We start from the raw sequence: 1,713 nt of genomic DNA, 5'->3' as shown, positions 1-1,713 counted from the left end.
GCCGCGACTCAGGCCTTCTGATTTTTCATTTCCTACTCCAATAATATTCATTTCACCATTAATAAATTCAGCAACAACTACTTTTATTGAAGTGGTTCCAATATCCAGACTTACGTACATTCCTGTATTTCTCATTCATTGAAACCTCCTTATGCTTCATTTTCAGTTTAAATTTTATATTTGTCCTTCTTCTTTACCATAGACATGTTTAATTTTACCATATCAGTTCTCAATTTACGAAGCTTTTAATAGAATTTCTCTATTATTATCGGGCTTTTTATTTCTTATTTTTGATATTATTCTTTATTATTTGCTGATTCTGTATTTTCTTTTGAAGATTCTGATTCAAAAGGCATGAAATAAATACCTACTTCAATATTGATAACCCCTTTTTCTTCCCCTATTTTTTCCACTATATCAGGGTAATAGACCATTTTTTCCGCGAAAGACAGAATGGAAGCCACTACTTGATTGCCATCATTCATATAAAGTGTGATTAAATAATCATCTGTTTTGCTCGGGGTATATTCAATTTCAGAGATACTGTTATGAATGTTCTCGTTCAACACTTGATATTGTTCCAACATTTTATTAAGTGCTTTTCCTTCTTTAAAATTAACGAAAATTGGCGGATTGCCAATGGATACTTTTCTACTTTCGTTTACAATTTTTCCATTTGAAAGAATATTGTAGTACTCGTCCCCTTTTTCCAAGTAGGCTACGGTCTTATATTCTGAAACCACTAATTCGTAAGAATTTATGCTATTAAATTTCAGTTTCATTGATTTCACTTGAGGCAATTGTTTTTTTATAGTTGTCTCTATTTTATTTCTCGAAAAAAAAGTTTCCCATAATGAATCTCCAGAACGTATTTGACTGGCATCAATAACAGCTTGATCGGTAACTTCTTTGGTTCCCGAAACAGAAACTTGGTCAACTTTACTTAAAGGTGTAATAAAATACACGACTATCAAAATTGCAAATGAAAATAAAAAAAGTAGCGAAACCAAGCGGCGATACATCTTTTTACGTCGCTTCTCTTTTAATTTTGGAAGTTTATCTTCCAAAGAATAATCTTTTCCTTCGGATTGTCCCGCTCTTTTGTTGTTGTCTTTCTTTAAAGATTCGTTTTCTTTTCCAACAGAAGATAATTGCGCAGGCAATTTTTTCTTCTTATTAAAGGTTTTTCGTTCATCTGCCATGCGCTAATCCTCCTCGTACTGTTATTAATGAATAATTTCTTGCATAATTTGAATAAGATGATCCGCTGCTTTTGGCAACCCTAATTTTTTGGCTTCAGTCGCCATCGCTTCACGGGTATCTTCATGCAGCATCAATTCATCAATCGCTTGCACTAAACTGACTCCATTCAATTCTTTTTCAGCAATCATTTTCGCTGCACCACGTTTAGTAAGACTTTCAGCATTTCTGGTTTGATGGTCATTGGTTACATAAGGACTTGGAATTAAAATACTTGGCAATCCTAAAGCGGTTAATTCGGCTAATGTAGTTGCTCCACTTCTTGAAACAACTAATTCTACATTTGCAAAAACTTCAGGCATATTTTCGATATAGGGCACAACTGCTATTGAATGCGTTTTTTCTAAATAAGTCTGTACTTGCTCTTTAATTTTCTCATAATGAATTTCACCTGTAGCAAATAACATTTGGTAATCTTTAGTCGCTAATATGGGCAAAGCTTCTAAAAAAGCC

Annotated in this window: 2 protein-coding genes and 1 pseudogene; all 3 read right to left on the bottom strand. The window is 33.2% G+C overall.

What is annotated here, in order from left to right:
- A pseudogene (locus tag RT405_RS06680) lies at positions 1-135 on the bottom strand (cell division protein FtsA); the annotation flags it as partial.
- Between the two features lie 161 nt (positions 136-296).
- A complete protein-coding gene (locus RT405_RS06675; protein ID WP_313468599.1) occupies positions 297-1,202 on the bottom strand; it encodes a cell division protein FtsQ/DivIB in 906 nt (301 codons plus the stop codon).
- Positions 1,203-1,226: 24 nt separating this feature from the next.
- A partial coding sequence (locus RT405_RS06670) for a glycosyltransferase (RefSeq protein ID WP_313468597.1) occupies positions 1,227-1,713 on the bottom strand: 487 nt, incomplete at its 5' end.

The sequence above is a fragment of the Carnobacterium sp. genome (assembly GCF_032094055.1).
Lineage (GTDB): Bacteria > Bacillota > Bacilli > Lactobacillales > Carnobacteriaceae > Carnobacterium_A.
Note: the sequence above shows the minus strand (reverse complement) of the source record. Positions and strands in the feature narration are given on the sequence as shown.